This is a genomic window from Streptomyces sp., assembly GCF_031181705.1.
Taxonomy (GTDB): Bacteria; Actinomycetota; Actinomycetes; order Streptomycetales; family Streptomycetaceae; genus Streptomyces.
The window spans coordinates 55,636-80,396 of the sequence record NZ_JAPSKN010000004.1 but is presented as its reverse complement, the minus strand read 5'-3'; the positions used below and the strand labels follow the sequence as shown (position 1 = coordinate 80,396).

The 24,761-nt window shown below is 69.1% G+C and carries 21 protein-coding genes; 10 read left to right on the top strand and 11 right to left on the bottom strand.

Annotated features, from left to right (window positions below; translation table 11 throughout):
- Window positions 1–27: 27 nt before the first annotated feature.
- On the bottom strand, window positions 28–2,436 hold the full coding sequence (locus tag RIN80_RS01975) for a DUF6049 family protein (RefSeq protein WP_309093692.1): 2,409 nt from the start codon (window positions 2,434–2,436) through the stop codon (window positions 28–30).
- A 257-nt stretch (window positions 2,437–2,693) separates the two neighbouring features.
- Between RIN80_RS01975 and RIN80_RS01970 the strand changes: the two genes are divergently transcribed.
- Window positions 2,694–4,139: a CCA tRNA nucleotidyltransferase gene (locus tag RIN80_RS01970; protein WP_309093691.1), complete on the top strand. Its 1,446-nt coding sequence runs from the start codon at window positions 2,694–2,696 to the stop codon at window positions 4,137–4,139.
- 103 nt (window positions 4,140–4,242) lie between these two features.
- Here RIN80_RS01970 and RIN80_RS01965 read toward each other — a convergent pair whose 3' ends face one another.
- The 4 genes from RIN80_RS01965 to RIN80_RS01950 all read right to left on the bottom strand — a co-directional run bounded on the left by RIN80_RS01965 (window position 4,243) and on the right by RIN80_RS01950 (window position 8,034).
- Window positions 4,243–4,755, bottom strand: coding sequence for a hypothetical protein (locus RIN80_RS01965; protein WP_309093690.1), 513 nt, complete (start codon window positions 4,753–4,755; stop codon window positions 4,243–4,245).
- A 110-nt stretch (window positions 4,756–4,865) separates the two neighbouring features.
- Entirely contained in the window at window positions 4,866–6,143 is a 1,278-nt protein-coding gene (locus tag RIN80_RS01960; protein WP_309093689.1) for an MFS transporter, read from the bottom strand.
- A gap of 89 nt (window positions 6,144–6,232) precedes the next feature.
- A complete protein-coding gene (locus tag RIN80_RS01955) occupies window positions 6,233–7,315 on the bottom strand; it encodes an inositol-3-phosphate synthase (RefSeq protein ID WP_309093688.1) in 1,083 nt (360 codons plus the stop codon).
- A gap of 44 nt (window positions 7,316–7,359) precedes the next feature.
- Window positions 7,360–8,034, bottom strand: a complete 675-nt coding sequence (locus RIN80_RS01950) for a helix-turn-helix transcriptional regulator (RefSeq protein WP_309093687.1) — start codon at window positions 8,032–8,034, stop codon at window positions 7,360–7,362.
- Between the two features lie 415 nt (window positions 8,035–8,449).
- Here RIN80_RS01950 and RIN80_RS01945 point away from each other — a divergent pair, with 415 nt between their 5' ends.
- Window positions 8,450–11,107 carry a transglycosylase domain-containing protein gene (locus tag RIN80_RS01945; RefSeq protein WP_309093686.1) on the top strand — a complete coding sequence of 886 codons (2,658 nt, stop codon included), beginning with the start codon at window positions 8,450–8,452 and terminating at the stop codon, window positions 11,105–11,107.
- A 118-nt stretch (window positions 11,108–11,225) separates the two neighbouring features.
- Window positions 11,226–12,740: a glycosyltransferase 87 family protein gene (locus RIN80_RS01940; RefSeq protein ID WP_309093703.1), complete on the top strand. Its 1,515-nt coding sequence runs from the start codon at window positions 11,226–11,228 to the stop codon at window positions 12,738–12,740.
- 83 nt (window positions 12,741–12,823) lie between these two features.
- On the opposite strand, the gene RIN80_RS01935 is transcribed toward RIN80_RS01940, so the two are convergent.
- The 3 genes from RIN80_RS01935 to RIN80_RS01925 form a co-directional block, all read right to left on the bottom strand.
- Window positions 12,824–13,855 carry an alanine racemase gene (locus RIN80_RS01935; RefSeq protein ID WP_309093685.1) on the bottom strand — a complete coding sequence of 344 codons (1,032 nt, stop codon included), beginning with the start codon at window positions 13,853–13,855 and terminating at the stop codon, window positions 12,824–12,826.
- A gap of 65 nt (window positions 13,856–13,920) precedes the next feature.
- The gene (gene femX / locus RIN80_RS01930) at window positions 13,921–15,042 is read right to left on the bottom strand and encodes a peptidoglycan bridge formation glycyltransferase FemX (RefSeq protein ID WP_309093684.1); all 1,122 of its coding nucleotides are present in this window, start codon (window positions 15,040–15,042) and stop codon (window positions 13,921–13,923) included.
- Between the two features lie 165 nt (window positions 15,043–15,207).
- Window positions 15,208–15,513 carry a hypothetical protein gene (locus RIN80_RS01925; protein WP_309093683.1) on the bottom strand — a complete coding sequence of 102 codons (306 nt, stop codon included), beginning with the start codon at window positions 15,511–15,513 and terminating at the stop codon, window positions 15,208–15,210.
- Window positions 15,514–15,777: 264 nt separating this feature from the next.
- Between RIN80_RS01925 and rpsF the strand changes: the two genes are divergently transcribed.
- The 4 genes from rpsF to rplI all read left to right on the top strand — a co-directional run bounded on the left by rpsF (window position 15,778) and on the right by rplI (window position 17,474).
- Entirely contained in the window at window positions 15,778–16,068 is a 291-nt protein-coding gene (gene rpsF / locus RIN80_RS01920) for a 30S ribosomal protein S6 (RefSeq protein ID WP_030237450.1), read from the top strand.
- A gap of 71 nt (window positions 16,069–16,139) precedes the next feature.
- Window positions 16,140–16,727 (top strand): single-stranded DNA-binding protein, encoded by a 588-nt coding sequence (locus tag RIN80_RS01915; protein WP_309093682.1) that lies wholly within the window; start codon window positions 16,140–16,142, stop codon window positions 16,725–16,727.
- Window positions 16,728–16,772: 45 nt separating this feature from the next.
- Window positions 16,773–17,009: a 30S ribosomal protein S18 gene (gene rpsR, locus RIN80_RS01910; protein ID WP_003949403.1), complete on the top strand. Its 237-nt coding sequence runs from the start codon at window positions 16,773–16,775 to the stop codon at window positions 17,007–17,009.
- An 18-nt stretch (window positions 17,010–17,027) separates the two neighbouring features.
- Window positions 17,028–17,474, top strand: coding sequence for a 50S ribosomal protein L9 (gene rplI, locus RIN80_RS01905; protein ID WP_094054815.1), 447 nt, complete (start codon window positions 17,028–17,030; stop codon window positions 17,472–17,474).
- Between the two features lie 173 nt (window positions 17,475–17,647).
- Here rplI and RIN80_RS01900 read toward each other — a convergent pair whose 3' ends face one another.
- The gene (locus RIN80_RS01900; RefSeq protein WP_309093681.1) at window positions 17,648–18,985 is read right to left on the bottom strand and encodes an MATE family efflux transporter; all 1,338 of its coding nucleotides are present in this window, start codon (window positions 18,983–18,985) and stop codon (window positions 17,648–17,650) included.
- Window positions 18,986–19,445: 460 nt separating this feature from the next.
- Here RIN80_RS01900 and dnaB point away from each other — a divergent pair, with 460 nt between their 5' ends.
- Entirely contained in the window at window positions 19,446–20,927 is a 1,482-nt protein-coding gene (gene dnaB / locus RIN80_RS01895; RefSeq protein ID WP_309093680.1) for a replicative DNA helicase, read from the top strand.
- 73 nt (window positions 20,928–21,000) lie between these two features.
- Complete coding sequence (locus RIN80_RS01890; RefSeq protein ID WP_309093679.1) at window positions 21,001–22,386, top strand: serine hydrolase domain-containing protein; 1,386 nt, start codon at window positions 21,001–21,003, stop codon at window positions 22,384–22,386.
- Window positions 22,387–22,446: 60 nt separating this feature from the next.
- Here RIN80_RS01890 and RIN80_RS01885 read toward each other — a convergent pair whose 3' ends face one another.
- Window positions 22,447–22,899, bottom strand: a complete 453-nt coding sequence (locus RIN80_RS01885) for a GNAT family N-acetyltransferase (protein ID WP_309093678.1) — start codon at window positions 22,897–22,899, stop codon at window positions 22,447–22,449.
- Window positions 22,900–22,934: 35 nt separating this feature from the next.
- The gene (locus RIN80_RS01880) at window positions 22,935–23,399 is read right to left on the bottom strand and encodes a MarR family transcriptional regulator (protein WP_309093677.1); all 465 of its coding nucleotides are present in this window, start codon (window positions 23,397–23,399) and stop codon (window positions 22,935–22,937) included.
- A gap of 141 nt (window positions 23,400–23,540) precedes the next feature.
- Here RIN80_RS01880 and RIN80_RS01875 point away from each other — a divergent pair, with 141 nt between their 5' ends.
- Window positions 23,541–24,749 carry an MFS transporter gene (locus RIN80_RS01875; RefSeq protein ID WP_309093676.1) on the top strand — a complete coding sequence of 403 codons (1,209 nt, stop codon included), beginning with the start codon at window positions 23,541–23,543 and terminating at the stop codon, window positions 24,747–24,749.
- Window positions 24,750–24,761 lie beyond the last annotated feature (12 nt).

The following is a 24,761-nucleotide window of genomic DNA, read 5'->3' as shown; positions in this document are numbered from 1 at the left end:
CGTCCCGGGCCCACCGGCCACGACATCTCAACGGTCCACTCTCTCACCCGTGCCGGACGGGTCGGCGCTTTCCGCTGCGGTGTCCGGGGCCGGGTCACTCGGCTGCTCCGGGGCGCCTGCCCGGGAGCCGGCAGCGGACTCCTCCCTGCGACGGTCGCCGGCGGTGTGCGGGTTCTGCGGGGCGCCGACCGGCTCCTGCGGGTCGCCGGCAGTCTCCTCGCGTTCGGCGGCCTCTTCCGGCTCGGCGGCTTCGCGGGCGGCGGCGCGCTTGCGCTGGGTGTACATCCGGAAGCCGGCCAGGACCAGGAGCAGGAAGCCGCCGCCGATGACCAGCATCACGGTGGGGGTGACCTCGGTCACCCGCACGTCGAAGGCGACGGGGTCCCCGTAGGGCCGGCCGTCCTCCGTGTACAGCTGGGCGACCACCTTGGCCTGACCGTTGGCGTTGGCGGACGTGGTGAACTTCACCGACTGGCTGTGGCCGCCGTTGACCGCGACGGGCTGCTCCTTGTACGCGGCGTCGCCGATCTTGAGGCGGGTCGGGTTCTGCGACGTGAGCCGCAGCTGCAGGTGCTCGACGCCCTGCACCAGGTTGTTCTGAACGGTCACGGGGATCGTGGCGCTGCGGCCGGAGAGCTTGGTCTCCGTCTTCTTGATCAGCTTGACCCCGTCGATGAGCCCGTCGAGGTAGGACTCGATGTCGCTGCGGTAGCCCACGGCTGCGACGTTCCGGCCGCGCCAGGACGTGGACATCTCGCGGTTCATGGCCCGGCCGAACGGGGTGACCACCCGCGACTGGATGGTGAGGATCACCTTGAACTTGTCGAGCTTGCCCTGTGTCCTGGCGATCTGCTCGAACGCGGCCCGCGGCAGTTCCTGCCTGCGCAGGTCACGGGGGTAGTCCGACGCCGGCGGCACCTTCGTGTTCGCCGCGGGGTCGGGCTTGGCCTTGGCGGCGTCCGCGAGGTCCTGCGACTCGGACCAGTTCCCGCCCTGCAGGGCCGCAAGGGCTTCCGACATGGCCTGGGCCTGGCTGACCGTGGGCATGCGCTGCGGGGCGACGACGACGCTGCGCTGCTTGCCGGTCTGCAGGCCCAGCGTCAGGCTCTGGGCGAGGAAGCGCTGCACGGCGAGGGTGGACGCGGAGGCCTTCGTCAGATCGCCCTGGAACGGCGTGGACATCCTGGCGTCCGCCACGACCGCCGTGGTGCCGCCGCCGATGGGCCGGGCGGCGGAGGGCGTGTACGACAGGTTGTCCTGGAGGCTGTCGCCGCGGGCGATCACCTTGTCGGCGCCCGCGGACGTCGCGACCTTCACGATCGACGGGTCGACGGCACCGTCGACGGGCCAGGCGAAGTCCGTGTCCGGCTTCACATGGAGGATCGTCTTCACCGTGTCGTCGACGACGTCGGTGGCTTCCTTGAGGTGGCTCAGCGAGCCGGTGACGCTCGTGCCGTTGTGGGCGAGGGAGGCCAGGTCGGGGTCGCCGTAGGGCAGGGCGACGACCTCCTTGCCGGCGACCGCCTGCTGGAGCTCGGTCAGCCACTTCTTGGCGAGCTCCTGGTTCCTGCCGGCGGTGGTGGTGCCGTCCGCGGCGCGAACCTCGTAGCTCCTCGTCATCGCGTCGACGGACGCCAGCAGGTCCGGGTCGACCACCCACGTGACGTCGAGGCTCTTGCCCAGCGACACCATCTGGTCGAGGCGGCCGCCCGGGGAGATCTCCTTCGCGAGCTCCTCGTCGCGGAAGACCGGCGTCTGCTGCTCGTTCGACCCGGTCTCGGCCGCCATGTGGGAGGTGGAGACGAGCGGCCACAGGAACGTGGTCCTGGTCTTCGTGCCGGCTTCCTCCGGCTGCCAGGGCAGGAACGTGCGCTGGATGCCGAGGACCCGGTCCCAGGGCTGCGCGGCCGTCTCCCCGGAGAGGGTGACGCCCAGCTGGTAGACGCCGTCCCCGCCGAGGTCCAGCTCGTCCACCGGTACGGAGATCGTGAAGGGCTCCGCAACGCCCGGGGTGAGTCTGGGGAACTTCTCGGTGTACTTGCCGCCGACCTCCTCGCCGACGGGGCCCTGGATGTCGTCGCTCTTCCTGGCCAGGGTGTCGATCGACGAGCGGGTGCCGACCTGAGGGCCCACCCGCAGGTCGACGTGGGCGTCGGTGACCGCCTGCTTGCCGTTGTTGGTGACCGTGCCCGACACCGTCACCGTGTCCCCCTCGGTGGGGGCGCTGGGGGTGAGCGAGTCGACCGCGACGGAGACCGAGCCCGCGCCGGAGGCCGCCTGCGGGGACTCCTGGCCCGCCGCGTCCGCGGGGGTCGCGCCGGGCAGCTGGAGGAGTCCGGCCAGCAGGGGCGCACCGGCGAGCAGTGCCCCGGTGCGCCGCAGCCACCGGCGGGCAGGTGAGGCACTGGTCCCCTGGAAGTCTGCCGCGTCGGCCACGCGCTCGCCCGTCCCTCGTCGTCGTCAGTGGTCGTCGGAATGTGCGTCCACGCATGGTAACGATGCGCGCTGAGGGGAAGTGCCGCGGTCCGCCCCACAAGATCGCGGACCGGCGCTCCGTTGCCCGGTATGCGGCTCTATGGAAGGGAGCGGTTCTTTCCCGCGCAAGGGCAGCGCTTGTGTGTGTATGGCGGGGCGTGTCCCCACCCGATATACGGGGCGCTCACGGGTGCCCGGGCCACGTACCCTCTTCTTTTGTGCCGAACGCCAACGAAGAAACGTCCAGTGTCCTGAGCCAGGTGCAGCACCGCGCGGTGGGTGAACTGCTGCGGGTCGCCCCTGTCGCCGACGACCTCGCCCGCCGCTTCCAGGAGGCCGGGTTCTCACTCGCCCTGGTCGGCGGCTCGGTCCGGGACGCGCTGCTGGGCCGGCTCGGCAACGACCTCGACTTCACGACCGACGCCCGTCCCCAGGACGTGCTCAAGATCGTGCGCCCCTGGGCGGACGCCGTCTGGGAGGTCGGGATCGCCTTCGGCACGGTCGGCGCCCACAAGGGCGGCTACCAGATCGAGGTGACCACCTACCGGTCGGAAGCGTACGACCGGACCTCGCGCAAGCCCGAGGTGTCGTACGGCGACTCGATCGAGGAGGATCTCGTCCGCCGGGACTTCACCGTCAACGCGATGGCCGTCGCGCTGCCGGAGAAGGAGTTCGTCGACCCGCACGGGGGCCTGGAGGATCTCGCGGCGCGTGTCCTGCGCACCCCGGGCACTCCGCAGGACTCCTTCTCGGACGACCCGCTGCGGATGATGCGGGCCGCGCGCTTCGCGGCCCAGCTCGATTTCGAGGTCGCCCCCGAGGTCGTCTCCGCGATGAAGGAGATGGCCGGACGGATCGAGATCGTCTCGGCCGAGCGGGTTCGGGACGAGCTGAACAAGCTGATCCTCTCTCCGCACCCGCGCAAGGGACTGTCGCTGCTCGTGGAGAGCGGCCTCGCCGACCGCGTGCTGCCGGAGCTGCCGGCCCTGCGTCTGGAGCGTGACGAGCACCATCGGCACAAGGACGTCTACGACCACACGCTGATCGTCCTGGAGCAGGCGATGGCGCTGGAGGACGACGGTCCCGATCTGACGCTCCGGCTGGCCGCCCTGCTGCACGACATCGGCAAGCCGCGCACCCGGCGCTTCGAGAAGGACGGCCGGGTCTCCTTCCACCACCACGAGGTGGTCGGGGCGAAGATGACCAAGAAGCGCATGACCGCGCTGAAGTACTCCAACGAGCTGGTGAAGGACGTCTCCCGCCTCGTCGAACTCCATCTTCGTTTCCATGGCTACGGCACCGGCGAGTGGACGGACTCCGCGGTCCGCCGCTACGTCCGTGACGCCGGCCCGCTCCTCGACCGCCTCCACAAGCTGACGCGCTCGGACTGCACCACGCGCAACAAGCGCAAGGCGGCGGCACTGTCCCGGGCGTACGACGGGCTGGAGGAGCGGATCGCCCGGCTGCAGGAGCAGGAGGAGCTGGACTCCATCCGTCCCGACCTCGACGGCAACCAGATCATGGAGATCCTGGGCGTGGGCCCCGGTCCGGTCATCGGTCGCGCCTACAAGCACATGCTGGAGATGCGGCTGGAGCACGGGCCGATGGAGCATGACGCGGCCGTCGCGGTGCTCAAGGAGTGGTGGGCCGAGCAGGAGGGCTGAGCCTGCGGAACGGGAACGGGGTCATGTTTCACGTGAAACATGACCCGGGAACAGCACGAGGGGCGGTGTTTCACGTGAAACACCGCCCCTCTCCGCGTCCGCGCTACTTCTTGTGGTCCTGCAGGCAGAGCAGGAAGTCCTTGCCGTCACCGCTCTCGGTGTACGTGTACTGGAAGTCCTTGGCCTCGGCCTCGCACTTGCTCGACGCCAGAGTCTCCGTCATGTAGGAACCCTCGATCTTGGCCAGCACCTTGAACTGAGCCTTCGCGTCACTGCACTCGACGACCTCGAGGTCCGGGTTGTTGTCGTTGGTGCTGCCGCGGTGCATGCAGTCGCCGACGGCCGCCGTGTTCGCGTCGTCCCGGCTGGTGATCCAGCCGCCGATGGCAATGCCCGCCACCGCGACGACGATCACGACGTTCTTGATGGTCTTGAAGCTCAGCTTGCGGCCGGACGGCTGCGGCGGAACCGGGGCGTACGGACCCGCGCCCTGCGGCGGGATGCCGGGCTGGCCGGGCTGCTGGGGGTAGCCGCCCTGCGGCGGGTACGGAGCCTGGGGCTGACCCGCGGGCTGGTTCTGTGCGAACGGGTTGCCCTGGGGCGGCGGAGTAGACACTTGGGGGTCCCCCTAAAAACATGGATGAGTGACGCGAACATGTCGCGAGATAAGACCCACGTAAGGTAACGGTCCCCACTGACAACGCAGTAGTCAGAAGTGGCTCTGTGTCATTGATGTGACACTGACTCACGGCCATACCGGGCCATAGCAGCCGCTACCGTCGCGTAGATAACGGCGATCGTGATCACCAGCGGCACGGATCGGCCGTCCGGCGGCAGCATCAGGGCGGCCACGGCGGCCGCACCGACGAAGAAGACGTTGAACAGGACGTCGTAAACGGAGAAGATCCGGCCACGGAAGCCGTCGTCGACGGAGGACTGGACGATGGTGTCCGTGGCGATCTTCGCGCCCTGGGTGGTCAGACCGAGAACGAACGCGGCGACCAGCAGGGGCACGGTGGCGAACGGCAGCCCGAGCGCGGGCTCCAGCAGGGCTGCGGCACCGGCGCACACGACGATCCAGCGACCCGGTCCGAGCCGCCCCGCGGCCCAGGGGGTCACCACCGCCGCCGCGAAGAAGCCGGCGCCCGAGACGCCCAACACGAGCCCCAGCAGGGCGAGCCCGTCGTCCGTGGTCGAGGTGAGCGCGTACCGGCAGAGCATCAGCAGCATGACGAGCAGAGCGCCGTAGCAGAACCGCATCAGGGACATCGCCGCGAGGGCCCAGGCTGCCTCCCGGCGTGCCGGTGCGGCCAGGTGCCTCACGCCTGCCGCGAGTTCGCGCACCGTGCCGGTGATCGCGTCGCCGATCCGCACACCCACCGCGCTGCGGTCGGGGCCGAGGAGTTCCCGTGCCATGCTCAGCGTCGCCAGGGCCGCGCACAGGTACAGCCCGGCCGCCACGAGCACCACGGCGGCGTCGGAGTCCGCCACCACCAGGCGGACGACGAAGGCGAGGCCACCGCCCGCGGTGGCCGCCAGCGTTCCGGCGGTCGGGGAGAGGGAGTTGGCGAGGACCAGCCGCTCGGTGTCGACCACGCGCGGCAGCGCGGCGGACAGGCCGGACAGCACGAAGCGGTTGACGGCGGTGACGCACAGGGCGGAGACGTAGAAGAGCCAGTCCGGCGCCGGACTGAGTATCAGCAGGGCCGTCGCGCAGGCCAGCAGAGCGCGCAGCAGGCTGCCGTGGAGCAGGACCTGGCGGCGCCGCCAGCGGTCCAGCAGGACGCCGGCGAAGGGGCCGACGAGCGAGTACGGGAGCAGCAGTACGGCCATCGCGGAGGCGATCGCGACCGCCGAGGTCTGTCTCTCCGGGGAGAAGACGACGTAGGCGGCGAGCGCGACCTGGTACACACCGTCGGCGCCCTGGGAGAGCAGACGGACGGCGAGCAGGCGCCGGAAGCCCTGGAAGCGCAGCAGTACGCGCAGGTCACGGACGACGGCCATGGGGACCAGCCTCACATACGGGGAGGGTCCCCGGGTCATGCGACCCGGGGACCCTCACAGCCCTGGCAGGAGCGACTGGTTGTGGCGCGTCAGCGCTCGACCTCACCCTTGATGAACTTCTCGACGTTCTCGCGGGCCTCGTCGTCGAAGTACTGCACGGGCGGGGACTTCATGAAGTAGCTCGACGCCGACAGGATCGGGCCGCCGATGCCGCGGTCCTTGGCGATCTTCGCGGCGCGCAGGGCGTCGATGATGACGCCGGCGGAGTTCGGGGAGTCCCAGACCTCCAGCTTGTACTCCAGGTTCAGCGGGACGTCACCGAAGGCGCGGCCTTCCAGGCGGACGTAGGCCCACTTGCGGTCGTCGAGCCAGGCGACGTAGTCGGACGGGCCGATGTGGACGTTGCCCTCGCCCAGTTCGCGGTCGCGGATCTGGGAGGTGACGGCCTGCGTCTTGGAGATCTTCTTCGACTCGAGGCGGTCGCGCTCGAGCATGTTCTTGAAGTCCATGTTGCCGCCGACGTTCAGCTGCATCGTGCGGTCCAGGACGACGCCCCGGTCCTCGAACAGCTTCGCCATGACACGGTGCGTGATGGTGGCGCCGACCTGCGACTTGATGTCGTCGCCGACGATCGGGACGCCCGCCTCGGTGAACTTGTCGGCCCACTCCTTGGTGCCGGCGATGAAGACCGGGAGGGCGTTGACGAAGGCGACCTTGGCGTCGATGGCGCACTGGGCGTAGAACTTCGCCGCGTCCTCGGAGCCGACGGGCAGGTAGCAGACCAGGACGTCGACCTGCTGGTCCTTGAGGACCTGGACGACGTCGACGGGCTCCTCGGCGGACTCCTCGATGGTCTCGCGGTAGTACCGGCCGAGGCCGTCGAGGGTGTGGCCGCGCTGGACCGTCACGCCGGTGCGGGGCACGTCGCAGATCTTGATGGTGTTGTTCTCGGAGGCGCCGATGGCGTCCGCGAGGTCGAGACCGACCTTCTTGGCGTCCACGTCGAACGCGGCGACGAACTCGACGTCGCGGACGTGGTAGTCGCCGAACTGGACGTGCATCAGGCCCGGCACCTTGGCCGCCGGGTCGGCGTCCTTGTAGTACTCGACTCCCTGCACCAGCGACGCGGCACAGTTGCCCACGCCGACGATGGCTACGCGCACCGAACCCATTCCGGTTGCTCCCTGTGTGTACGAGTGAGGCCCGCGAAGGGCTCTCACGTGGCGGTGTCGTCGGGCGTATCCGGCCGGGAGTCGTCCCCCGGCCGGGGCAGGCCGCCCGACGCTCCAGATGTGGTGTCACGCGAGGCGGGGTCCCCGGAGGCGGGGCCCTTGAGGTCCCGTCCCGCCCGCTCGCTCTCGATGAGCTCGTTCAGCCAGCGCACCTCGCGCTCCACGGACTCCATCCCGTGGCGCTGGAGCTCAAGCGTGTAATCGTCGAGTCGCTCGCGGGTCCGGGCCAGGGAGGCGCGCATCTTCTCCAGGCGCTCCTCCAGCCGGCTGCGGCGGCCTTCCAGTACGCGCATGCGTACATCGCGTGAGGTCTGCCCGAAGAACGCGAAACGGGCGGCGAAGGTCTCGTCCTCGTAGGCGTCGGGCCCGGTCTGCGAGAGCAGCTGCTCGAAGTGTTCCTTACCTTCCGCCGTCAATCGGTAGACGATCTTGGCGCGGCGGCCGGTGAGGGGCACGGCCTCGGACTCGTTCCCCGGTTCCTCGATCAACCAGCCGTTGGCGACCAGCGTCTTGAGGCAGGGGTAGAGCGTCCCGTAGCTGAACGCACGGAACACGCCCAGGGACGTGTTGAGGCGTTTGCGCAGCTCGTAGCCGTGCATCGGAGATTCGCGGAGCAGGCCGAGTACGGCGAACTCGAGGATGCCGGAACGCCGGCTCATCGTCGCCTCCTCTCCGCCCGGTGTGCGGGTCTCCGTCCGGTGTATCGCTCCGATGTCTCGGAGCGATGTGTCGAGCTGATGTATCGACTCGATACATCACGACGATAGAACGGCCTTCCGCACGCGACAAGAGGGGGTGTGGTGAACGGGATCACATCACCGATTCATCGGATGCGAGTTGCCTGATTTGAGGTGAACTTCGGGCCTCGGCAGGTTTTGACGGTGCGTAGTCTGTGCGCCATGCACATCACCGGGAACCGAGTGACGCCCGAGAGCGTCGTGGTCTTCGGTGTAGTACGGGTGCATGCGGGACCGATGAATGCGGAGCCGACCGCATCCGTACTTCGGGGGGACCGGAAACCAGCCGCCGTTTCCAGGCGCGCACGGGTGCGCCTGCCCGAGGAGTAGTCGTTCGATGAGCGAGCACCGTCGCAAACCGCCGCAGCCGCAGGGAGGCGGACGTGCCGCGGCCCGACGCGGCCAGTCCGGCTCGTCCTCCGGCCGCCGAGCGGCACCGCGAGGCGCCACCGGGTCTCCGTCCGACTCCTATGGGTCGGACTCCTACGGCTCGGGGGGTGAGGAGCGTGCGTACGGCGGCCGTGCCGAGGCCCGGCGTGCGGCGCAGCAGAGAAGTGGGGGCGGCCGCCGCAGAGCGGCCGAACCGCCGCGAGGCGGCCGGCGTGGCGCAGCCATGGGCGCGGCCGGGGCCGCCGCCGGCCGAGGGCGTGCGGGCGCCGTGTCCGACAGGAAGCGGCTGATCGACTATCCGCGGGCCGCCAAATACGGCTGGCAGCGCTGGCTGCCGTCCTGGAAGCTCGTCTCCGGCCTGTGCCTCGGCTTCTTCGGCAGCCTGGTGGCCGTGGCGGGCATCGGGTACGCCATGGTGGGCGTCCCCACCGAGGAGAACGCGGCGGCCCGTTCGCAGAACAACGTCTACCTCTGGTCCAACGGCCAGCAGATGGTCGCGACGGGCAGTGGCCAGAACCGGCAGAACGTCACGATCGACCGGATCCCGAAGGCCATGCAGGACGCCGTGATCTCGGCCGAGAACAAGACCTTCTACGAGGACTCGGGCGTCGACCCCATGGGCATCGCGCGGGCCCTGGCGAACATGGCCCGGGGCGGTGACACGCAGGGTGGTTCGACGATCACCCAGCAGTTCGTGAAGAACACGTACCTGAGCCAGGAGCAGACGGTCTCCCGCAAGTTCAAGGAGATGTTCATCTCCATCAAGGTGGGCACGAAGCTCGGCAAGAAGCAGATCCTCCAGGGCTACCTCAACACCTCGTACTACGGGCGGGGCGCCTACGGCATCCAGGCCGCCGCCCAGACGTACTACGGCAAGGACGCCCACGAACTCGAGCCGAGCGAGTGCGCCTTCCTCGCGGCCCTGCTCAAGGGCCCGACGTACTACGACCCGGCGGGCAACGAGAGCCTCGACCCTGCGGCGAACAAGGACGACAACCTCAAGCGGTCCAAGGAGCGCTGGGCCTGGATCCTCGAGCAGATGCACAACGACGACAAGCTCACGGACGCCCAGTACCAGAAAGCGATCAAGGAGTACCCCACGCCGCAGGGCCGTAAGGCCACCAAGGGCATGAGCGGCCAGATCAGCTACCTGGTGGACACGGCCAAGAAGTACGTCCTGAACCACTCCGACATCACGGAGCAGCAGTTCGACCAGGGCGGCTACCAGATCAGGACGACCTTCGAGAAGAGCAAGGTCGAGGCCCTGGCCAAGGCCGTCAAGAAGATCGAGAAGGAGAAGCTGGACCCGGAGAAGCGCGAGCGGGACAAGCACGTCCAGTTCGGCGCGGCGTCGGTGAAGCCCAAGGACGGTGCGATCGTCGCCCTCTACGGCGGCGCCGGCTACGAGAACGGCCACTTCAACAACAACGCGGACACCTCGGGTGTCCCCGTCGGTTCGACGTGGAAGCCGTTCGTGCTCGCGGCCGCCATGGAGTACGGGACCTACCGCAGTGACGGTCCGCTCTCGCCGATGAGCAAGTACAACGGCAACGACCGCCTGAAGGTCCTGAACAACGACGGCTCGTACGTCCTGAAGAAGGACAACACGCCGTTCCTGCAGAAGAACGAGAGCCCCCGCCCCTGGGGCTACATCACCCTGCGCAAGGCGATGGAGCAGTCCGTCAACACGCCGTTCGTGCAGCTCGGCATGGACGTGGGGATGAGGAACGTGCGGGATGTGGCCGAGAAGGCCGGAATCCTGGACAGCAGCTTCGCCACGCTCAACCCGTCGTTCGCGCTCGGTACCTCCACCCCCAGCGCGATCCGCATGGCCGATGCCTACGCGACGTTCGCCGCCGCCGGCAAGCAGGCCGCTCCGTACTCGGTGACCAGCGTCAAGTTCAACGGTCAGGAAATCGACGGCTTCGAGAAGCCGAGGATCACGCAGGCGATGCCCGAGAACGTGGCGAACAACGTCACGGACGTCCTGGAGAACGTCATCCAGAACGGTACGGGTAAGAACGCGCTGTCCCTGGGCCGTACGGCGGCCGGCAAGACCGGTACGACGGACGAGAACAAGTCGGCGTGGTTCGTCGGTTACACGCAGCAGCTGTCGACCTCGGTCGCGATGTTCCGTGAGGACCCCAAGAGCGCCAAGCTTCTCTCCATGAACGGCACGGCGGGCGAGGAGTCCATCCACGGTGGTGACGTCCCGACGCTGGTGTGGACCGAGTACATGAAGGCCGCGCTCGAGGGCAAGCCCGACCTCGGCTTCCCCGAGGCCGAGCCGATCGGCGACGTCCAGGACGCGGTGGGCGCCCCGTCGCCGACGCCGACTCCCAGTGAGACGCCGAGTGAGACGCCGAGCGAGACCCCGAGCGAGACCCCGAGCGAGACGCCGACCTCGCCGTCGCCCACGCCCAGCGACACCTGTGGCTTCTTCGGCTGCGACGAGGAGGACAACGGCGGGCAGAACGGCGGCGAGGACAACGGGGGCACGGACGGAGGAGCGAGTAGCGAGCCCACGCCGACCGATACGAACCTGGACGGCGGCAGCACCAGAGGCAATGGCAACGGAGGCATCTTCGGAGGCCCTGCCGGATAGCCGACGATCGCCCGGCTTGGGTGTTTCACGTGAAACACGCTGTTTCACGTGAAACATGGGCCGCCGCACCCCCTCGGGTACGGCGGCCCTCGACGTTTTTCCGGACACGTACGGCAGGATGTGCGACATGCCCAGCGCAGAAACGACGCCAGCGAGCGTCCACGAGCCGGACCTGGTGCGGCCGACCCAGGAGGACAAGGTCGCCCGGGCCGGCAGCGAGCTGATCGGCGGCCCGCTCGGGCGGCGCGCCCTGCTCGGGGCGTCCTGGTGGACTCCCGTCCGGGTGATCGCCATGGTGGCGATCGGGATGTTCGCCCTCGGCCTGGTCCAGAAAGCACCCTGCTACAACGGCGCCTGGTTCTTCGGCGCCAGCTCGCAGTACACGCACGCCTGCTACTCGGACATCCCGCACCTCTACCAGGGGCGCGGATTCGCCGACGGGCTCGTGCCGTACTTCGACCGGCTCCCCGGCGACATGCAGTACCTGGAGTACCCGGTGCTGACCGGCGTCTTCATGGAGGTCGCCTCCTGGCTCACGCCCGGCAGCGGCACCATCCAGGACCAGGAGCAGTGGTACTGGATGGTCAATGCCGGGATGCTCATGGTCTGCGCGTCCGTCATCGCCGTCTGCGTGACCCGTACCCACGCCCGGCGTCCCTGGGACGGGCTGCTGGTCGCCCTGGCGCCCGCCTTCGCGCTGACGGCGACGATCAACTGGGACCTGCTGGCGGTCGCTCTGACGGCCGCGGCGATGCTGATGTGGTCCCGCGGCCGCTCACTGGCCTTCGGTGTCCTGCTGGGGCTCGCCACGGCCGCCAAGCTCTATCCCTTCCTGCTGCTGGGGCCGCTGCTGGTGCTGTGCTGGCGCGCCGGCCGATGGCGCGAGTTCGCCACGGCCGTGGGCGGCGCGGCCGTCGCCTGGATCGTCGTGAACGGGCCGGTGATGCTCTTCGCCTTCGAAGGCTGGTCGAAGTTCTACACGTTCAGCCAGGAACGGGGCGTCGATTTCGGCTCCTTCTGGCTGATCATGGCCCAGAACTCGGACGACCCGCTCGCCACCGACACCGTCAACACCCTCGCCACGCTGCTGATGCTGGTGTGCTGCGCGGGTGTCGCGGCCCTCGCGCTGACCGCTCCGCGCCGTCCGCGGTTCGCCCAGCTCGCCTTTCTGATCGTCGCGGCGTTCATCCTCACCAACAAGGTCTACTCACCGCAGTACGTGCTGTGGCTGGTGCCCCTGGCCGCCCTCGCCCGGCCCAAGTGGCGGGACTTTCTGATCTGGCAGGCCTGCGAGGTGGCGTACTTCCTGGGGATCTGGCTGTACCTCGCGTACACGACCAGCGGGGACGCCCACAAGGGGCTGCCCACCGACGGCTACCACTGGGCCATCGCCCTGCACCTGCTGGGCACGCTCTACCTCTGCGTGATGGTGGTGCGCGACATCTTCCTGCCGGAGCGCGACCCGGTGCGCCGGTCCGGCGACGACGATCCCTCGGGCGGAGTGCTCGACGGTGCCGCGGACGTCTTCGTGCTCGGACCCGCGGCGCGCTCCCGGCGGCAGGCAGACGACGCCCACGCCACGGGAACGCCGATCGAGTGGGGCAAGCAGGACGCCGCCGGTGGTTCGCTCTGAGCGAACGACGCCGGACGCCGGACCGGTCATGCGGAAGGCCGTACAGGGAGACCCTGTACGGCCTTCTCGCTGAACCACGGCGGTCAGCGGTCCACGAGCCGGTCGAACTGCGTGGTGGTGTGCCGCAGATGGGCCACCAGTTCCTCACCGACCTTCGGCTCGGGCGCGTCCGCGGGGACGAACAGGATCGACACCTGCATGTGCGGCGGCTCGGCGAACCAGCGCTGCTTGCCGCCCCAGACGAAGGGAGAAAGGTTCCGGTTCACCGTCGCGAGGCCTGCGCGGGCGACGCCCTTGGCGCGCGGCATGACGCCGTGCAGCGCCTTCGGGGCCTCCAGGCCCACCCCGTGCGACGTTCCGCCCGCCACCACCACCAGGAAGCCGTCGGAGGCCGCCTTCTGCTGCCGGTAGCCGAAACGGTCGCCCTTGGCGACGCGCGTGACGTCGAGGACGGCGCCGCGGTACTCGGTGGCGTCGTGGTCCCCCAGCCACAGGCGCGTGCCGATGCGGGCACGGAACCGGGTCTGCGGGAACTGCTGCTGGAGCCGGACGAGATCCTCGGCCTTGAGGTGGCTGACGAACATCGTGTGCAGCGGCAGCCGGGCCGCGCGGAGCCGGTCCATCCAGCCGATGACCTCCTCGACCGCGTCCGAGCCGTCGGTACGGTCCAGGGGCAGGTGGAGCGCGAAGCCCTCCAGGCGGACGTTCTCGATGGCGGCGTGCAGCTGGGCCAGGTCCTGCTCACCGATGCCGTGCCGCTTCATCGAGGACATCACCTCGATCACCACACGGGCACCGACGAGGCCGTACACACCGTCTATCGACGAGACCGAGCGGATCACCCGGTCCGGCAGCGGCACCGGCTCCTCGCCGCGCCGGTAGGGCGTCAGCACCAGCAGGTCCCCGCTGAACCAGTCCTTGATCCGGGCGGCTTCGTACGTCGTGCCGACGGCGAGGATGTCCGAGCCCAGCCGCGTGGCCTCCTCCGCCAGCCGCTCGTGCCCAAAACCGTAGCCGTTGCCCTTGCAGACCGGCACGAGGCCGGGGAACTGCTCCTGCACGTGCTTGTGGTGCGCCCGCCAGCGCGCGGTGTCGACGTAGAGCGTGAGCGCCATGGCCGGACCTGGAACCTTTCTCGTGGTTGCCGTGTGTCAGAGGTATAGAAGCACTGAACGGGACATCAACGACGCGACATGTAGATGTCGAGCGCCTTGTGCAGCAGCTTGTTGAGCGGGAAGTCCCACTCGCCGAGGTACTCGGCCGCCTGGCCACCGGTGCCCACCTTGAACTGGATCAGGCCGAAGAGGTGGTCGGTCTCGTCCAGCGAGTCCGAGATGCCGCGCAGGTCGTAGACGGTCGCCCCGAGCGCGTAGGCGTCCCGCAGCATCCGCCACTGCATCGCGTTCGACGGCCGGACCTCGCGGCCGATGTTGTCGGAGGCGCCGTAGGAGTACCAGACGTGTCCGCCGACGATCAGCATCGTCGCCGCCGACAGGTTCACGCCGTTGTGCCGCGCGAAGTACAGCCGCATGCGGTTGGGGTCCTCGGAGTTGAGGGCCGTCCACATGCGCTGGAAGTACGACAGCGGGCGCGGCCGGAAGTGGTCGCGCACGGCCGTGATCTCGTAGAGCCGCTGCCATTCCTCGAGGTCCTGGTAGCCGCCCTGGACGACCTCGACGCCGGCCTTCTCGGCCTTCTTGATGTTGCGGCGCCACAGCTGGTTGAAGTTCTTGTGGACCTCTTCCAGGGAACGGTTCGCCAGCGGCACCTGGTAGACGTAGCGCGGCTGGACGTCGCCGAAGCCCGCGCCGCCGTCCTCGCCCTGCTGCCAGCCCATGCGGCGCAGCTTGTCGGCCACCTCGAACGCGCGCGGCTCGATGTGGTCGGCCTCGATGTCCCGCAGCCGCTTCACGTCAGGGTTCTGGATGCCCGCCTTGATGGAGGTGGCCTCCCAGCGCCGGATGATCACCGGCGGTCCCATCTTCACCGAGAAGGCACCCTGCTGCTTCAGGTGCGCCAGCATCGGCTCGATCCACTCCTGCAGATTCGGCGCGAACCAGTTGATGACCGGGCCCTCGGGCAGGTACGCGAGGTAGCGCTTGATCTTGGGAAGCTGCCGGTAGAGGACGAGACCCACGCCGACCAGCTCGCCGGTGCGCTCGTCGAACCAGCCGAGGTTCTCGGAGCGCCACTCCGCCTTGACATCAGCCCAGGCCGGGACCTGCATGTGACTCGCCGACGGCAGGCTCTGGATGTAGGCCAGATGCTGCTCTCGACTGATGGTCCTCAGGGTCAGGCTCATTCGGGGCGCTCCTCGGGCTGGTGTGTCCCCATGGGTTCAGGGGCTCCGGCTCTCGCGCGAAGCCTACTGCGCCGTGGGAGCGCGCCGGTTGGGCGTACGGAACCTGCGCCCCGGCCCGAGGACGGCCGGGGCGTCGTCCGCTGTTCGAGAAGGGGTGCTCCGGCGTCAGCCGATGAGGCCGCCGTGCATCATGCCCAGGAAGAAACCGACACCCGACGCGCCCAGGCCCAGGATCAGGCCGAAGCGCTCCCGCGTCGTCTCCGAGACCCACTGGCCGTAGGCGCCCGTGAGAATGCCCACCAGGCCGGCCCAGGAGCTGAGCACGTGCAGGTCGTCGCTGATGATCGCCGTGAGGAACGCGGTGAGGCCCAGCACGAGGGTCACCGCGAGCAGCGTGTCCTGGAGGGGGTGGGGCTTGCCGTCCGTGGCGAAGAGGCCGCCGGCGGCGTTGGGTCGCAATACCTGTGCCATAGGGCACCTCCTGCGAAAGTCGGCGCATCGTAGCGCCATACACACCCGATGTGTACAGATTGGCTGCCCTCGCGACCGGATTTCAACCGGAAGCCGTCGTGCGGGTACTGTGTACCGTCCGCACCGGTGTCTGCCCATGTCATGGCAAGGGCTTCTCCACAGATCCCCTGATTGTCAGTGGTGGCCGATACCGTTGCCTACGCATCACAACCCTCCTGCCACGGAACGACCGTGGCCGCTGAGTCCAAAGGAGGTGGGTTCCACATGCGTCACTACGAGGTGATGGTCATCCTCGACCCCGACGTCGAGGAGCGCGCTGTCTCCCCGCTGATCGAGAACTTCCTCTCTGTCGTCCGTGACGGCGGCGGAAAGGTCGAGAAGGTCGACACCTGGGGTCGTCGTCGTCTCGCGTACGAGATCAAGAAGAAGCCCGAGGGCATCTACTCGGTCATCGACCTGCAGGCCGAGCCTGCGGTCGTCAAGGAGCTCGACCGCCAGATGAACCTGAACGAGTCGGTCCTCCGGACCAAGGTCCTCCGTCCCGAGATGCACTGAGCTTCCACGCTCAGCTGATCCCGGGATTCGAGTAGCAAGCAGCCAGAGCAAACCCGCCGAGAGGTTCCCCCATGGCAGGCGAGACCGTCATCACGGTGGTCGGCAATCTTGTCGACGACCCCGAGCTGCGCTTCACCCCCTCCGGTGCGGCCGTCGCGAAGTTCCGTGTCGCGTCCACTCCCCGCACCTTCGACCGCCAGACGAACGAGTGGAAGGACGGCGAGAGCCTGTTCCTGACCTGCTCGGTCTGGCGTCAGGCGGCGGAGAACGTCGCGGAGTCGCTCCAGCGAGGCATGCGCGTCATCGTGCAGGGCCGGCTGAAGCAGCGGTCCTACGAGGACCGTGAGGGTGTCAAGCGCACGGTCTACGAGCTGGACGTCGAGGAAGTCGGCGCCAGCCTGCGCAACGCCACGGCCAAGGTCACCAAGACCAGCGGCCGCGGTGGCCAGGGCGGTTACGGCGGCGGCAGCGGCGGCGGCCAGGGTGGCGGCGGCTGGGGCGGCGGCCCCGGCGGCGGCCAGCAGGGCGGCGGAGCTCCTGCCGACGACCCGTGGGCGACCGGCGCTCCCGCCGGTGGCAGCCAGGGCGGTGGCGGCGGCTGGGGTGGAAACTCCGGCGGCGGCGGTGGCGGCGGCTACTCGGACGAGCCCCCCTTCTAAGGGCGGGTTCGCACCCACACTTCTTGATCACACAGGAGATACACCATGGCGAAGCCGCCTGTGCGCAAGCCGAAGAAGAAGGTCTGCGCTTTCTGCAAGGACAAGGTCACGTACGTGGACTACAAGGACACGAACATGCTGCGGAAGTTCATTTCCGACCGCGGCAAGATCCGTGCCCGCCGCGTGACCGGCAACTGCACGCAGCACCAGCGTGACGTCGCCACGGCCGTCAAGAACAGCCGTGAGATGGCGCTGCTGCCCTACACGTCCACCGCGCGATAAGGGAAGGGTGACCGACTCATGAAGATCATCCTCACCCACGAGGTCTCCGGCCTCGGCGCCGCTGGCGACGTCGTCGACGTCAAGGACGGCTACGCTCGCAACTACCTGATCCCGCGGAAGTTCGCGATCCGCTGGACCAAGGGTGGCGAGAAGGACGTCGAGCAGATCCGTCGTGCTCGCAAGATCCACGAGATCCAGACCATCGAGCAGGCCAACCAGGTGAAGGCCCAGCTCGAGGGCGTCAAGGTCCGTCTGGCCGTCCGCTCGGGCGACGCCGGTCGTCTCTTCGGTTCCGTCACCCCGGCCGACATCGCGTCCGCGATCAAGGCTTCCGGTGGCCCCGAGGTCGACAAGCGCCGCATCGAGCTGGGCTCGCCGATCAAGACGCTGGGCGCTCACGAGACGTCCGTGCGTCTGCACCCCGAGGTTGCCGCCAAGGTCAACGTCGAGGTCGTCGCGGCCTGAGTGCCGCACTCGCTGAAGCAGTGAGTGATGGGGTCGTGCCCTGCGGGGTGCGGCCCCATCGTCGTGTCTGGCGTTGGATTCCGTCTCCGGACGACGGAGCCGGTTTCACGTGAAACGGCCCGTTCCGTGGACGTCACTGTTACGTGAAACCGTCGATGTTTCACGTGAAACGGTCAGCGGGTCGCGCCCGTCACGATCCAGCGCCCCGAGCGGCTGCGGAGCCACAGGGTCAGCATCCGTACGGTCATCATCAGCGTCATGGTGGCCCACAGCGCGGTGAGCCCGCCGCCCAGCACCGGCACCAGCAGAGCTGCCGGGGTGAACACCGCGAGAGTGAGCAGCATTGCCCAGGCGAGATAGGGGCCGTCGCCGGCACCCATCAGCACCCCGTCCAGCACGAAGACGATGCCGCAGATCGGCTGGGAGAGGGCGACGATGACCAGGGCAGGCAGGGCCACGTCCTTGACCGCGGGGTCGCTGCTGAACAGGGGCAGGAGCACCGGGCGGGTGATGACCACCAGGATGCCGAGGACAACCCCGACGGCGATGCCCCACTCGACCATCCGACGGCAGGCGTCACGGGCGCCCTGGGCGTCACCGGCTCCGAGGTAGCGGCCGATGATGGCCTGCCCCGCGATGGCGATGGCGTCGAGGGCGAAGGCGAGCAGACTCCACAGGGACAGGATGATCTGGTGGGCCGCGATGTCGGCGTCCCCGAGCCGGGCGGCGACCGCCGTGGCGATCATCAGGATCGCCCTCAGGGAGAGGGTGCGGACGAGCAAGGGCACACCCGCCTGCGCGGATGCTCTGATCCCTGCGGCGTCCGGACGCAGCGAGGCACCATGCTTGCGGGCGCCCCGCAGGACCACCACGAGGTAGACGGCGGCCATCCCGCACTGCGCTATGACCGTGCCCCAGGCGGAGCCGGCGATCCCCAGGTCGGCCCCGTAGACGAGCCCGACGTTGAGGGCACCGTTCGCGATGAATCCGGCGATGGCGACGTAGAGCGGGGTTTTGGTGTCCTGCAGTCCGCGCAGAACGCCGGTCGCGGCGAGGACGACGAGCATGGCGGGGATGCCGAGCACGGAGATGCGCAGGTAGGTGGTGGCGTAGGGGGCTGCCGCCTCCGACGCCCCGAAGAGGTCCACGAGGTGGGGTGCCGTGGGCAGGGCGGCGGCCACGACGGCGGCGCCGAGGAGCAGCGCCAGCCAGATGCCGTCCATGCCCTGACGGATGGCGGCCTGGAGATCACCCGCGCCGACGCGGCGGGCGACCGCCGCCGTGGTGGCGTAGGCGAGGAAGACGAAGACGCTGACGGCGGTCATCAGCAAGGCCGAGGCGACACCGAGACCGGCGAGCTGGGCCGTGCCCAGATGGCCGACGATGGCGGTGTCGGCCAGCAGGAAGAGGGGCTCGGCGACGAGTGCGCCGAAGGCCGGCACGGCCAGCGCGACGATCTCTCGGTCGTGCTGTCTGCGGCCGTCTCGGCGGCGCGCGGGGGCCTGTGTCATGCGCACCAATCTAATCGTCCACAGGTAAGAGATGCAAAGCTTTTGTGACCCTTACTTTCCGTTCGGGGACGCGCACTGCTGTGCACCTTTCGCAGCGATCTTGCGCCGGTTGGGGAAGTTTTTCTTCTGCACAGCCGGTGGATGGCAAAGATGCAGGTCAGAGAGGGCTCTTTAGGTTGGGGTGCTGCTTGTTCACAGGCCTGTCCACCGGGTCGTGCACAGGTTTGGCCGAGTTCTCCACAGCATCTGGGCCGTCGTCCACATGGCCTGTGGATAACCAGATTGGCTGACGGTGCCGAGAGGCCTACCGTGGTCCGGCGCCCGCTCCGTCCGCCGGTTTTCGAAACGCCACAAAACCGGCGCTGGTCAACCGGAGTTGGGCCTCTCATTTGTCAGTGCCGTGCCGTAGAACAGAGAGGCACGGTGAGGTCTGCTGCGGCGGACGGGAGGAGGTGGCTCGGTGAGCATTTCCGAGCCCTTGGACGACCCGTGGGCCGACAGCGGGCCCAGTGATCGTCTGCCCTCCTCCCGCCGACGGGGCGACGGCGCCCGGGCCCGCGAGGAACAGCACGAGCGCGGTCCGGACAACGGGGTGTGGGACGGCGGCTCGGGCACGTCGTTCGAGCGGGTGCCCCCCCAGGACATCGAGGCCGAGCAGTCCGTCCTCGGCGGCATGCTGCTGTCCAAGGACGCCATCGCCGATGTCGTCGAGATCCTCAAGGGCCACGACTTCTACAAGCCGGCGCACGAGACGATCTACCAGGCCGTCCTCGACGTCTACGCCAAGGGCGAGCCGGCCGACCCGATCACGATCGCGGCCGAGCTCACCAAGCGCGGCGAGATCAACAAGGTCGGCGGGGCCTCCTATCTGCACACCCTCGTCCAGACGGTGCCCACGGCGGCCAACGCGGCCTACTACGCGGAGATCGTCCACGAGCGTGCGGTCCTGCGCCGCCTGGTCGAGGCGGGCACGCGGATCACGCAGATGGGATACGCGGCCGACGACGACGTGGACGAGATCGTCAACCGCGCCCAGGCTGAGATCTACGCCGTCACCGAGCAGCGCACCAGTGAGGACTACCTGCCGCTCGGCGACATCATGGAGGGCGCGCTCGACGAGATCGAGGCGATCGGCTCGCGCAGCGGCGAGATGACCGGCGTGCCCACAGGGTTCACGGACTTCGACTCGCTCACCAACGGTCTGCACCCCGGCCAGATGATCGTCATCGCCGCACGTCCCGCCATGGGTAAGTCGACGCTGGCGCTCGACTTCGCCCGCGCGGCCTCGATCAAGAACAACCTGCCGAGCGTGATCTTCTCCCTCGAGATGGGGCGCAACGAGATCGCGATGCGCCTGCTGTCCGCCGAGGCACGGGTCGCCCTGCACCACATGCGCTCCGGCACGATGACGGACGACGACTGGACGCGTCTGGCCCGGCGGATGCCGGACGTCTCCGCCGCTCCGCTCTACATCGACGACTCCCCGAACCTGTCGATGATGGAGATCCGCGCGAAGTGCCGTCGCCTCAAGCAGCGCAACGACCTGCGGCTGGTCGTCATCGACTACCTCCAGCTGATGCAGTCCGGCGGGTCCAAGCGGGCGGAGAGCCGTCAGCAGGAGGTCTCGGACATGTCCCGTAACCTCAAGCTGCTCGCCAAGGAACTGGAGATCCCGGTCATCGCGCTCTCCCAGCTGAACCGAGGCCCCGAGCAGCGCACGGACAAGAAGCCGATGGTCTCCGACCTGCGTGAGTCCGGTTCCATCGAGCAGGACGCCGACATGGTCATCCTGCTGCACCGCGAGGACGCCTACGAGAAGGAGTCGCCCCGCGCGGGCGAGGCGGACCTGATCGTGGCCAAGCACCGAAACGGCCCGACGGCGACGATCACCGTCGCCTTCCAGGGCCACTACTCGCGGTTCGTGGACATGGCGCAGACCTGATCCACGCCGCGCGGTGACAAGACGCGCGGCAAAAGAAGTCGACTCCCGCGACCGGGCCGGATGGACTGGGCCCATGACGACACCTCAGGAAGAACTGCTTCCCGCCACGGGGCGCGCACTGCAGCACCGGATCGCCGTGGCACAGGCTGAGGGACGGGCGCCGTCGCTGGTCGCGGCCGTGGTCCGGGACGGCCGGGTGGTGTGGCACGGGGCCCGGACATCGGTGGAGGGGCACGGGCCCGATCACACCGTGCAGTACCGGATCGGCTCGATCACCAAGACCTTCACCGCCGTCCTCGTGATGCGGCTGCGCGACGAAGGACTGCTCGGGCTCGGGGATCGGCTGGAGAAGCATCTGCCGGGAACGGGCGCGGGGGAGGCCACGATCGCCGAACTGCTCGCGCACACGAGCGGGTTGGTGGCCGAGACGCCCGAGCCCTGGTGGGAACGCACCCCGGGATCCCTGCGGCCGGAGCTGTCCGACGTCCTCGGCGAGCAGCCCTTTCTGCACCCCGTCGGCCGACGGCACCACTACTCCAATCCCGGTTACGCGCTGCTGGGCGCGCTCGTGGAGGAACTGCGCGGGACCTCCTGGGAGGAGGCACTACGGCGCGAAGTGCTCGAACCCCTGGGGCTGGACCGGACGAGCGCACGGCCGAGTACCCCGCATGCGGGCGGATGGGCGGTGCACCCCTGGGCCGACGTGCTGCTGCCAGAGCCCGCCGAGGACCTCGGTCGCATGGCACCCGCCGGGCAACTCTGGTCGACCACCGCGGACCTGGCCCGGTTCGCGGCCTTCCTCGTGCGGGGCGACGAGCGGGTGCTGAGCCCCGAGTCCCTGCTGGAGATGCGGACGCCGGCGGCGCCCGCGGAGGCCGTGGACGTCATGTCCGGCGACGCCTACGGTCTCGGCCTGCAGATCCAGCACCGCCACGGCCGCCTGCTCGTGGGGCACAGCGGATCCCTGCCGGGCTTCCTGGCGAACATCAGCGTCAGCGTGGAGGACGACGCGGCCGCGGTCGTCCTGGCCAACTGCACCTCGGGCCCCTTGGTGTCGGCGGTCGCCGCCGACCTCGTCCGCATCGTCGCCGAGGCGGAGCCGCGCATCCCCGCTCCGTGGACCCCGATGCGTGAGGTGGAGCCGGCCGCGCTGGAGCTGACGGGCCAGTGGTACTGGGGGACGTACGCCTTCGCCCTGCGGCTCACGGCCGACGGCCTCGCCTCCTTGGAGCCGCTGTCCGGCAACGGGCGCCGCTCGCGCTTCCGCCCGAACGGGGACGGTACCTGGACCGGCCTGGAGGGCTACTACGCCGGAGAGCTGCTCAAGGCCGTACGGAGGCCGGACGGATCCGTGAGCCATCTGGACCTCGGCTCGTTCGTGTTCACCCGGCAGCCGTACGACGGGACGGCTCCGGTGCCCGGAGGGGTCGACCCCGAGGGCTGGCGCGGGATCGGCTGAGCGGGAGGTGACGCCAGGCGCCCGTTTTCCACGTGAAACACGGGCGCCTCGGCCTACCGGTTAGAGCGGGAGCTTGAAACCCGTGTGGGAGGCCGTGAAGCCGAGCCGCTCGTAGAAGCGGTGGGCGTCGGTGCGGGATTTGTCGGAGGTCAGCTGGACCAACTGGCAGCCCGCCGCACGGGACTCGTCGATGGCCCACTCGATGAGCTGGGACCCCAGACCGCCGCCGCGCTCCTCGGCGTGGATGCGCACGCCTTCGATGATCGACCTGGTCGCGCCGCGCCGGGACAGCCCGGGGATGATCGTCAGCTGGAGCGTGCCGACGACACGGCCCTCGCGGACCGCGACGACCAGGCGCTGGTTCGGGTCGGCGCTGAGCCGCTCCAGCGCGGTCAGGTACGGGGTGAGGTCGTCCGGTGACTCGCGCTGTGCGCCCAGCGGGTCGTCCGCCAGCAGGGCGACGATCGCCGGGACGTCCTCGGCGACGGCGGTGCGTATGTCGAGATCTCCCATGGGTGCACCCTACGCAGGTGCGGCACCGGGGCGGCTTATGCGGGCACCGGGGCCTTCAGCGTCTCGACGACCCGGACCAGCGGGGCCAGTTCGGGGTTCTTCGCCGCCTCGTCGAGGGCGTCGCGCAGGGCGGCGTCATTGGTCGGCCGCGCCTCTTCCAGCAGCTTCAGGCCCGACTCGGTGACGTTCGTGTAGATGCCCCGGCGGTCGGTGGGGCACAGGTAGCGCTCCAGGAGCCCACGGTCCTCCAGGCGGGTCACCAGGCGTGTGGTGGCGCTCTGACTGAGGACGACCGCGTCGGCGACCTGCTTCATCTGCAGATGGCCGCCGTCGCCGTCGTGCTGCCGGCTGAGCACGTCCAGCAGGGAGTACTCGCGCGCGCTGAGGTCGTGCTTCGCCTGCAGGGCGCGCTCGATGTGGGCCTCGATCCTCCCGTGCAGCAGGGAGAGGGCGCACCAGCCCTGGGCGAGGGCGGTGAGCGCGGGGTCCGTCGCTGTCATTGAGGTTCCTCCGTCCCGGAGCCGCTGACATCCAGGATAGAGCACCGGCGCAATATAAGGCGGTTGCACTTAGCCCGCGTGTGCAACTATTGTGGACGCACGCAAAGCGCTCCTGCAATCGTCTGGGAAGGTTACCCCTCCATGCCTCTCGCGCTTCTGGCCCTCGCGATCGGGGCCTTCGGGATCGGAACGACAGAGTTCGTGATCATGGGCTTGCTGCCCGAGGTCGCGGGCGACTACGGGGTCTCCATCCCCACCGCCGGATACCTGGTCACCGGCTACGCGCTCGGCGTCATGTTCGGCGCCCCGCTGATGACCGTCCTCGGCACCAAAATCTCCCGCAAGCGGATGCTGATGCTGCTGATGGGCCTGTTCGTCATCGGCAACCTGCTCTCGGCACTCGCCCCCGCCTTCGGCGTCATGCTGATCGGCCGGATCGTCGCCTCGCTGGCTCATGGCGCCTTCTTCGGCATCGGCTCGGTCGTCGCCGCCGATCTGGTCGCCCCGGACAAGAAGGCCGGAGCCATCGCCATGATGTTCACCGGCCTGACCGTCGCCAACGTCGTCGGCGTCCCGCTGGGCACGCTCGTCGGACAGTCCGTCGGCTGGCGGGTCACCTTCGGCCTCGTCGCCGCCCTCGGCGTCATCGGTCTGATCGGCATCGCCCGGCTCGTCCCCGACATGCCCAAGCCGGAGGGTGTGCGCCTGCGGCACGAGCTGGCGGCCTTCAAGAACGTGCAGGTCCTGCTCGCGATGGCGATGACCGTCCTCGGCTTCGGCGGCGTCTTCGCCGCCATCACCTACATCGCGCCGATGATGACCCACGTCGCCGGCTTCGCCGACGGCTCGGTGACCTGGCTGCTGGTCCTGTTCGGCCTCGGCATGGTCGGCGGCAACCTCGTCGGCGGCAGGTTCGCGGACCGCGCCCTGATGCCCATGCTGTACGTCTCCCTGGGCGCCCTGGCCGTCGTCCTGGCGCTGTTCACCCTCACCGCGCACGACAAGGTCCTGTCGGCTGTCACGATCGCGCTGATCGGCGCCCTGGGCTTCGCCACCGTCCCCCCGCTCCAGAAGCGGGTCCTCGACCAGGCGCACGGCGCCCCGACCCTGGCCTCCGCGGTGAACATCGGCGCCTTCAACCTCGGCAACGCCCTGTCGGCCTGGCTCGGCGGCCTGGTGATCGCGGCGGGCCTCGGCTACACCGCCCCCAACTGGGTCGGCGCCGCCCTCGCCGCCGGCGCCCTGCTCCTGGCCGTTCTCTCGGCCGCCCTGGAGCGCCGCGCCGGTGCGCCCAGCCCGGTCGTCACCGGGTCCGCTCCCGCCGAGCAGCGCCCCGCTGTCCACCACTGAGCGGTCGGACCA